Source organism: Brevibacillus sp. HB2.2, from assembly GCF_013284275.1.
Lineage (GTDB): Bacteria > Bacillota > Bacilli > Brevibacillales > Brevibacillaceae > Brevibacillus > Brevibacillus brevis_D.
Genome location: NZ_JABSUV010000018.1, coordinates 53,834 through 65,047, shown reverse-complemented (window position 1 = coordinate 65,047; position 11,214 = coordinate 53,834). Strand labels below are relative to the sequence as shown.

Annotated in this window: 1 protein-coding gene; it reads right to left on the bottom strand. The window is 48.0% G+C overall.

The annotated features are described in order from the left end of the window. Positions 1-16: 16 nt before the first annotated feature. Positions 17-11,212: an SDR family NAD(P)-dependent oxidoreductase gene (locus HP401_RS14815; RefSeq protein WP_173605531.1), complete on the bottom strand. Its 11,196-nt coding sequence runs from the start codon at positions 11,210-11,212 to the stop codon at positions 17-19. Positions 11,213-11,214: the final 2 nt, after the last annotated feature.

Here is an 11,214-nt window from a genome sequence, read left to right as displayed (position 1 = left end):
TAGGCACTCCTTCTGCTTACACGTATAGAACCGGTTTGTCCTGTTCTCTGTCTGTTTGAGATTTCAGATTGACTAGAAATTCCGTGATGTGCTTAAGCGTTGGGTAGTCCATCATCACAGCAGGCGTTAGTTCTAGTTTGTACTTTTGATTGATTTTGGCAGAAAACTCGGTGAGCTTGACTGGGTCGAATCCGTACTCCTTTAGTTCAATATCCGTATCGATTTCTTCGCTCTCTACCTTTAGGATGAGAGAGGCGAGTTGAATGATCGTTGCTTGTACGTCATCAAACAAGCTATTCCTGTCTGTATCTATTTCTGGTGCAAAGTAGGCTGCTTTTGGTATCTCTTTTCTTTTTACCTTGTTTTTAATGCTTGCCATGCTTGAGGAAATTTTGTTAGAAACGATTGCAACAGATTCGCTTGTATTGATTCCTTCCATCACGAGTGGCTTGGTCGTTTTCATCAGCGCCACTTGATTCATTGGACCTGAAAGCAAGACTTCCAATGCCTCCATCCCTTCTGAAGGTTCAATCGAGCCAATGCCGATCTGTTCCATTCGTGCCTGGTAGTCCTTGGACGCAACGATTCCGACACTGCCCCAGTATCCCCAGTTCATTACTTTCACCGCACACGTCCATTCCTCGGCAAGCTGATGGGCGAAAGCATCTTTAAAGGCGCAGCCTGAGGCGTAATTGCTTTGTCCAGGCGATTTCGTAAACGAGTTAATCGAAGAGAAAAACAGGACGAAATCCAATGCTTCCTCGCCAAACACTTGGCTCATCCGCACACTTACCTCCACTTTTGGTACCAGTCCGGCTCGGAAGGTCGTCTCGTCCATATTCGCCAGACTTCTATCAAGGAGAACAATGGCAGAATGAATCACGCCGTTAATCTTGCCATATTGCTTCTTGATCTCTTCATAAGCAGATTGCAGCGACTCACGATCCGTAGCATCGGCTTCGATGTAGAGCGGTACAGGTCCTAGAGTTGCCAGTTGATTGATTTTGTTCTGAATCGACTCCTCTTTTTTACGACGACCGATCCAAATGATTTGTGCTTGATAGGTGCGGATCATGTATTCGCTCCACGCTTGTCCAATCCCACCTGCGCCTCCAATCACAACATAGACGCCATGTTGTCGGTAGACGGTTTGGTGAATGGAAGGACTCTGCACGGGCAATAGCTGCTGGCGGTACCACGCGTGTCCACGATATGCCCAAGCGTTTCCATGTGCATCGACAGGCAAAGCAAAAATATCACGTAGCGGCCACTCGGCATGCGCCTCCAAATCGACGAGTCTTACCTTCCAGTTTGGATATTCCTTCGCCATCGATCCGATCAATCCGTGGATGCTAGCATGTGTTGGATGAACCGTCTCTTTTTTGTAGATAGCCTGCGCTTGCACAGTAATTATCGTCCAGCCCAAGTCTCTCGTCTGATACCCCAACGCAAGCAAAGCCTTGATCAAGCGGAAAACTTGAATAACGCCCCGCTCCTGGTCGTTCATCAAGGACTCGTCTTTTACAGATTCCACACGACTGTCAGGAGCCACCCACATGATGTGATCGATCACACCCTGCTCTTCCAGCTTACTTGCGATTCCCTCTATCGAATCACTTGGCTCAAGCTGGATAACAGTAGCTTGGGGGTAATGACGTTGAAGGAGACTTCTGTCCTTTTCTTCGGCGCAAATGATGACTACTTGATCACTCGTTGCTGGAATGACTTCCCCTTTTTCTACGGACACGGCATTCCATACTGGAGTGAGCATCGTGGTTCCAACCGTCGCATCCCGTTTTTCACTCCCCATTGAAAAGCCTCTCATCCTTACGCCTATTCTGCCTGCCTCATCGCATAGTTCGATATCGAGTGTCGCAGTCTCATTCTCCGCTTGGACATTATCACTGAATCGAATGAGGGCATACTTCACAGCAGGATGATTCTCGTAGATCTCCAGCTCTTCAAGGGTAAAAGTACCGTCTAGTTGGATGGAGCGATCAGATGATGTAGCCTCCGTGATGAGATAACGAAATGACTGCAACAGAGACTCCAGCAGGCTAGGATGGAAAACGAGTTGTTCTGCTGTCTCCAAGGTAATCGAAGGCAAGGAGAGTTTTACCAGAACATGTCCCTGCGCCCTGTATACGTGGTCAATCCCTTGAAATTCAGAATGATCAGCCATTCCACGTTCCTTTAACAGCTCGTAGCATTGGCGGGCAGTAAGTATCTCACTGCTCTCCGCTTGCAACGCAGGTAGATCCAACGTTGGTACTTCAACGAACGAAGTGAATTCGACCATACCATGGCTATGTACCACTGACCTGGTATCATCTTCATTCGATTCGCTGTAGATTTTATAAGCAAACTCTCCTGTATCCTCTGGATAGATACCTACGTGTACGTGTACCTGAACCAGATCGTCGCCCACCAATAGCGGATCACCTGTGGCAACATGAGTCATTCGGATTCCAGATAAAGTCCCCTCTCTATCTCCTGCTGCTTGTTTCACTGCCGCCCGCGCCATTTCCAGATAAGCAGTGAGTGGAAAGAAGCGCTGCCCGTTTCCTAGATGGTCAGCCAAGAACAGCTCCTGCCCTGTAAAACTCGAGCTGTATCTCAGCTCATAGAGGTCAGAAGTGTTCTTATGGAGCAATGGATGGAGGATATCCCCCCTAACGGAAGAAGCCCCAGTCCTCCCTGTTGCCATTGGCTTTTGAACATCTATCCAGTACCGCTCCCTGGCAAAAGGATAAGTAGGCAGGCTGACGCGGCGCGGCTTATCTTCGCTATAAAGCTTGTTCCAATCAAAAGAGACACCCTTGACCCAAAGGTTCATCAGTTTTGCGAATTTCCCCTTGGCCATCCATGTCTCTACTGTTTGTTTCATATCTTCATCAGCAAAAAGGGCTACCGTGTCATGGTTACGTTTCACCCGCCCCCGATACAGCTCGGCAATGTTCTCTGCGCCTTCTGCAAAATGCGTTAGTTTTTCCGCAAGCTCATCCACTGATCTGACGATAACAGCCAAGCGTTCCTCCAGCGCTTCCCGCCCTACTTGAAGCGTAAAAGCGATATCAGACAAATCGGCATTCGTGAATGATTCTTCTTTGACCGCCTTCAACAATCGATTCACTTGAGCAAATAGGCGCTCTTCGTTCTTCGCTGAGAGCACAATCACTTTTGGATGCTGTGGCTGAATGTTACGATCGGGCTGTCTATCTTTTTCGCGATACTCTTCGATGACGATATGGACATTGGCTCCTCCCGCCCCAAATGATGATAGCCCAGCGATTCTCGGATACTCCTTGGTTACTCCGTTGATTTCAATCATTGGTCTTTGCCACTCTGCCAGCTTTTGCTGAACCGCAAATGGTGTATCCCTGAAATCAATGTTTGGATTCATGACCTCAGCGTGCAAGGATGGTGCGATTTGACCATACTTCATTTGAAGCAATATTTTGGTCAATCCTGCAATTCCTGCCGCGCTCTCCGTATGTCCAATATTTGACTTCGCCGAGCCGATGGCGCAGAATTGTTTGTCTTTCGTGTATTGTCCAAATGCGCGAGTCAGCCCCGCAATCTCAATTGGATCACCCAAAGCGGTACCTGTACCGTGGGCTTCGATGTAGCTGACGGCACGAGCATCCACTCCTGCCCGCTGCAATGCCTCCTGGATTACCTGCGACTGCGCGATGGGGTTGGGAACGGTATATCCATTTGTTTTGCCGCCTGCATTGAGCATGCTTCCCTTGATCACGCCGTATATGTGGTCTCCATCCGCAATCGCCTTTTGCAGAGGCTTCAATACGATAGCTCCCACACCTTCTCCATCTACAAAACCGTCCGCTTGGTCGCCAAATGATTTGCAGCGGTCACCAGCAGATAGCATCGTCGCTCCAGACAGTCGAATATAGTGGAACGGATCGACAATTAAATTGACCCCGCCAGCGATGGCACATTCACTTGTACCGCTATACAGGCTTTCCAAGGCTAAATGAATCGCGGTCAATGAAGAGGAGCACGCCGTATCCACTGCTAGACTTGGTCCTTGGAAATTGAACAAGTAGGAAATTCGATTCGCTATCGACCAGTAGCTCGTTCCTGCCGGGTAATTTCCATTCATGACACCCACAAACACACCAATTTTTCTGCTTTCTCCTAACGTGGCAGGCGTGTAGCCCGCATCTTCCATGCTGGCGTATGCCGTTTGTAAAAATAAGCGCTCTTGTGGGTCCATCTGCTCTGCTTCGCTAGGCGAGATTTGGAAAAAGAGCGGGTCGAATTTATCCATATCCTCGATGAAACCGCCCCATTTGGTGTACATGTATCCTCTTTTTCCTTTTTCTTCGCTAAAAAATTCTTGCCAATTCCACCGATCCTTCGGCACTTCCGTAATGCAATTCTTCCCTTCTTTCAGGCGAGTCCAAAACTCCCAGACATCCCCCGCTTGCGGATAACGACCTGAAAGACCAATGATTGCCACATCCTGTCTGGACGGCGCTGCTGTTTTTTCCGCTTCCGTATCAAGCACTTCCAGAAAACGGCGGGACCTTGCCTTTCGAACTGCTGAGCCAGCTTGCTCTCTGGTTGGCTTGGCAGAAGCTACTGCGTTGGTTATTTGCTTTTGAACAGACTGCTGTTCGTCAATTCCGACTAATGCTTGTAATTCATCCGCTTGTGTTGCCATGAAATGCTCGACCAGCGCATCAATCGTTTGATATTCAAAAAAGAGGGTCGTACTGATCTGATGTAATTTTTTCCGTAGGACATTCGTCATTTGCACAATCATAATTGAATCAATGCCATACTCCTCCAGAGCGGCAGAAGAATCGATCTGGTCAAATGGAATTTTCAGTGTTTCTCCGACCAAATGCTTGAAATAGGCTATGCTTTTCTCACGAAGCATATCCTCCGTGCTTGTTCCTCTGTCTGCATGAGAAGGAATGGCTAGAGTTGAGCCAGATGTCTCCATTAATTTCTGCTGTTGTTTGGACTTTCGGACAACGCCGTCACTCTCTGCAATCATCAACTGTGGATAGGAAACGACTCGGTAGCCCCCTTCTCTCAATGCTTTCTGCCAAGCTTCCAGAGGGAGTGAAAGACCTGCTGCGAGGTCTTTGCGTACGTTTGGATCGGTCATCTGTTCTATTAGAAGCAGACCATTCCTTTTTAAGAGATTCTTGCAGGTACGCAGGGTTTGGCGGATTTGTTGAGCTGTGTGTAGCTTATCAGCTGTGATAATCAGGTCGTATTCACCAGCATTCCTTCCTTGTTCACCTAGCGCCGCTTCTGGATCAAAAACGTGGAAGCTCACAAATGATTGATAGGCATGTAATTTTTGTGAAAGCAAGGAACTGGTAGATTCTGTGCCCGCTCCTCCGAGTTCGAGAATCTGCACTCGCGCTGATGAATCTTGCTTCAATCTCTCCTTGATAAAGGCAGCCACCACATCAACAAGCCCTTCATTTTCATGGGCAGACAGCTGTAGCATGGATGGATACTGTGCAGAATGAACATCCACCCATTCCTCTACCTTCATCCCTTCAATAACAACAGGCTTCGTGATCTTCATGAAAGCAATGTGATCCATGGCTCCTGCGAGAAGTGTCTCTATCGCTTGCATTGCTTCTTGTGGCTGGATAAGGCCAATGCCGATTTGCTCCAAGCGACGATAGGTTTCTACCATCTCTTGATGAGAATCTACCACTTGCCCACTGCTCCAATATCCCCAATTGATCAGTTTCACCGCACTTGGCCATGCTTGGGTCAATTGATGAGCATAGGCATCCTTAAAGGTACATCCTGCCGCGTAGTTGCTTTGCTTCGGAGCTTTGGTAACTGCCATGAGCGAAGAGAAGAATAAGACAAAATCCAAAGGCTCCTTCTCAAACACCATTGCGATGTTCACACTCACATCAACTTTTGACGAAAGCACTGCTCGGAAACCTTCCTCTTGCATATGTTCCAAGCTCTCCTCCACCAAGACCATGGCAGAATGAACAACACCGTCAATCCGTGTATACCTTTGCTTGATCTGTTCATAGGCTTGTTGCAAAGCCTTCTGCTGCGTTGCATCCGCTGCTATATAGTCTGGTGCTGGTCCAAAAGTGGCAAGTCTATCTATCTTCGCTTGAATCTCTTCATTTTTTTGACGACGACCAATCCATATGATCTGGGCTTGATAGGTACGAATCATATATTCGGTCCATGCTTCGCCAATGCCACCGGCTCCGCCAATCACCAAATAAATGCCACCCTGCTTCATACGTGTTTGATCAATCGGAGGATGATCGACGGCAAGCAACTGCTGGCGATACCATTCACCACGACGATATACCCACGGACGCCCCTGACGATCTATTGGCAGCCTCAACATATCATCCAACGGCCATTCAGATTCGGCCTCTACATCCATGAGTCGAATCTTCCAGTTTGGATATTCCTTCGCCATCGATCCAATTAACCCATGAATACTGGCGTGGCAGGGATTCACAAGATCTGTACGGCGAATGGGCTGGGATTGAACCGTGATGACACTCCACCCCAACTCCTTACCTCCGTATCCCAAGCGAAGCAAGGCTTTAATCGTTCGGAAACACAGAATCACTCCCTGATCTTGCCCCGTGATTAATCGATGATCCGCCAAGGAGTCTATCACATCAAAAGGAGCGATCCACACCAGATGATCAATGCAACCAAGCTCTTCCAGTCGGTGTACGATTTCCTCAATCGTATTCTCAGCCTGAATGGACAACACTTTTGCTCGTGGATAGTACTGGTGAATGGCGCTCCCATTCTCTTCATTTCCGCCCACAATGACAACCTGCTCATCAGCAGTAGGGAAAAGCTGCCCCTTCTCAACTGGAGTCACATCCCACACAGCGGACAGCATGAGATTCCCCACAGGAGGCTCCAGAGAGGTTACAGAAGAAGCGATGCTCGAAGAAACATGACTCGCTTGCTTCCCGTCCTCCAGCACTCGCATGGAATATCCCTTTATTCGTACACAGACGCTTCCTTGATCATCGCATAAATCAATATCCAGCTTCTGTACCTTGTCATCTGCGCTGCTGTTGGCACTGTAACGAACGTACGCCCACATAGAGGCTGTACACTTGTCGTGAATTTCAACTTCCTCCATGGCAAAAGGCAAGGACGGCTTGCGGCTCGAATGACCATCCGCTGTGGGGGGCTCTTCTTCAACCATCATGAGCCCGATAGATGCCTGCAAAGCTGAATCCATTAAGCTTGGATGTAGGACAAAAGGGTTCTCCATTTTGGAGACAGAGGCTGGCAAGGACAGCTTGGCTAAAACTTGCCCCTCCCCTACATACAAGGTGTCAATTCCTTGATGAGCCGACCCATACTCCATTCCTATTGCATGAAAAATGCTGTAGCACTGTTCGGATGAAAACGCTCGTAGACCGCACTCTGCTTGTAAGGAGGGCAGATTCAGGGCATGTTTCTCTGCAACAGAAGGAAGCATGACGCTGCCTTGACTGTGTATGACTCGTTCTGCATCCACAGCCTCTAACTTGCTATAGATTTCAAAAGTAATCTCACCATTTTCTTCGGGAACAAGACCGATATGTATCTGTGCAGGCTGGTCCCCCACAACAATTGGCCGTGTCCAAACCACGTTGTTGAGTTCAATCTTGGCTGGTTCTTCTGTCAAGGAAGCCGTTGCTAGCTCTGCTGCTACTCTCGCCATTTCCAGATAGGCAACTCCCGGCAAGATTTTCTGCTTCTTCACGACATGGTCCGTTAAGAAAAACTCCTGACCTGTAAAAGTGGAGCTAAACCTCTGTTCGGAAAAATCAGAAGTATTTCGCTGCAACAGTGGATGAATGGCAGCTTCGCCAGTGAATGGAGCTGCTGTCTTGCCGCTTACCGATTTACTTTTGCTTTCCGGAATCCAATAACGATTCTTCGCAAATGGGTACGTCGGCAAGGGAACACGTCTCGGTTTGTTATTCAGGTAAAGCTGTTCCCACTCCATTTCATAGCCTGTCACCCAACATTCAGCTATTTTTCTGATGTTGCCTTCAGCAATCCAGCTCTGCATAAGCTGTTGCGGGTCTTGGGCGTTGTTCGGCTTCAAGCTTCCTTCCCAACAATGATCGATCGTATTCTCGCCTCTTGAATAAGCTTCCAATTTTCCGATCAGCTCGGGTATAGCCTCGACGACAAAGGCTACTCGTTCTTTCATCGCTTCTCGTCCAACTTGCAGGGTATACGCCACATTTTCTAGATCGATTTGCGTTTCTCGATCAGCAAAAGTCTGAACTTTTTCCTCTATCTCGTCTCGATGGTTATCCATGAGAGAAGCGATGACGGAAGCAATGGAGCTGCTTTGATCGAACTCCTTGATATCTAGCTGAATAGGCAGCTCCTCTTGCAGTTTTTGCTTGAGCTGTGTGAGTTGGACGAGGTCTACTCCGTATTCATGCCACTCTTGTTCGCTCTCAATGCTGTTTTCTCCCACATGAATAATACTGGATAAAATCTTGCGGAGCTTCTTCTCCAGCATTTCTTGAAGGTGATTGTCAGATGATACCCCTTTTAGAAAGTCCGCTACTTTTTGCGCATAAGCCTGCAATCGTTCCTTATTCTTGGCAGATAGCGGAATCAACACTGGGTTATTTTTATGGCCAATTACTTGTACTTTCAGCTTTGTTTCAACCGGGATGTATTCTTCCAAAATAATATGGGCATTCGACCCCGAAGCTCCAAACGAACTTACCCCTGCCCGTCTTGGAACGGTGACTTCTTGACCGTTTTCTACGATCATCGATTTCCATTCTTCTGTCCGCTGCTGTACATAAAAAGGAGATTGCGCAAAATCAATAAACGGATTTACTTCCTTGGCGTGTAAGGAAGCAACAAGCGTTTTATGGTGAAGCTGAAGAACAGCTTTTTGCAGACCGCTGATACCCGCGGCAGATTCTGCATGCCCGATATTTGACTTCACCGAGCCTATTGAACAAAATTGCTGATCTTCTGTATATTGACGAAACGCTTTCACCAATCCTTGAATTTCAATCGGATCGCCTAAAGACGTTCCGGTCCCGTGCGCTTCCACATAACTGATCGTTCTCGCGTCCACACCGCTCTTCTCCAGGCAGGCTGTAATCACTTCTGCCTGTGCAACAGGGCTTGGCACGGATGGCCCGCTCACCGATCCGACGTGGTTCACACTGCTTCCTTTGACCACGGCATAAATATGATCGCCATCCTCCATCGCTTTTCGCAATGGCTTTAATACGACCGTACCAACGCCTTCTCCAGAAACATACCCATCGCCATCCTTGCCAAAGGTATGACAATAGCCATCACTGGCGTGCATATCCATCATGCCGTAGGACAAGTATTTTCCAGGATGCAAGGATAAATTGACGCCCCCCGCCAATGCTACCTCACATTCACCGCGCTTGATGCTTTCCAGCGCCAAATGAACAGCCGTCAGCGACGATGAGCATACGGTGTCAATCGCCATGCTCGGACCATGAAAATTGCAGAAATAAGAAACGCGATTGGCAATCGGTGCGTAGTTCAAGGATAACGGGAACATTTCGCCTCGTGACATCGCTTCCGCTCCGATGAGGGAATAATCCTTGTGCATCACGCCAACAAAGACACCAACCTGCCGCCTGTTACTGCTCCCCCGAGGCGGAACAATCGTCTTCGGCGTATAGCCTGCATCTTCCATCGCTTCCCAGCATGTTTCCAAAAACAAACGCTCCTGGGGGTCCATCGTCTCTGCTTCCCGCGGTGATATTCTGAAAAAGGGAGAATCAAAGCAATCCGGATCTTCTATAAACCCTCCCCATTTGGACATCTGCTTTCCAGATGGGGATTTGAGTTCTCCAAACTGCTGCCAATCCCAGCGAGATTTCGGGACTTCTTTGATGCAGTCTTTGCCTTCTTTTAGATTCATCCAAAATTCTTGGAGATTTCTTGCCTCTGGATAACGCCCCGCCATCCCGATGATCGCAATTTCTTCATCAGCGATCGCTGCATGACTCTTGGCGTTTGCTGATGAATCTACAATCCCGGCAGGTTGCGGCCATTCTTGTCTACCTTCCTGATTCATCAAATCAAGCCCGTTAAATACGGAAGCATGATTCTCGGTCAAATAGGCGGCCAACTCAGCGATATTCGTATACTCAAACAATAAAGTAGGAGACAGCGGCGCTCCTACTTTCGCTTCGACAGCCTGCACCACTTCCAACAAGCCAGGTGAATTTAGCCCCATTTCATAGTAACCAATCTGCGTATCGATCAACGCGGCTGGAACTTGTAATCGATCTGCCAGCAGTTGTTGTAAAAAAGCTTGTGCTTTACTCGATTCCTTTGACAGAGATACGGTTTGCTTTGAAGGTTGGATCAGGCCAGGATCACGAACTAACTTGCCCGCATAATTTTGCAAATGCGCAATTTTTTTGCCTGAACAATCAAAGAACTCCATCGTCATATACATCAGTTCATTTTTTCGTTGGATGGATGAGGTTTGTACGCTGACAAAGCAATGCTGCTGTAATAGAGCTGTGGCGCGAAAAGATTCATAAAAAAGCGGCAAAAATAGTCGCTGCTCTTCTTGGATTACCGAAGTGAACAATAGCATCGAGCCGATGGCAGCCCCGTCGATCAAGGTCGGGTGAAACATGAACCCTTCCGCACTGGGAAGGGCATGTTTACCGAGTGAAATATCCATTACCGCCGCTGAATCTGTTTCGTAAATCGTTCCTTCTGCCTTCATAAAACCTGTATGCACCAATTCCTGACGGCGGCATTGCTCATACACGTCATGCAGATTGATCTTTTTGTTTGCCGCATGCTCTAGCAAGGGAAGATTCAGCGTTTCATCGAACTGCGCGGAAGCATGGTGATGCATTTCAGCAGTGACATACAGCTTTTTCTCCGAGTCTAAAATGCCGTTGCGCTGTGTCTGACCCTCCATCCGAATCTGCCACTGTCCTGCTTTGCCTTGCGTGCACTGAATGCTCAGCATGACATCATAATCTTGTCCGACCATGATCGGATGATAGATCGTTAGATTACGAAGCTCAAGCTCGCGGTAATCATGGCCATTTTCTCGAAACATTTGATACAACAGATCAATATGGGCTAATCCGGGCAACAGTTCCTGACCGTGCACTTTATGATTTTTGAGGATTGGATGGTTGATCGTTATGAGAAACTGATCATGCACGT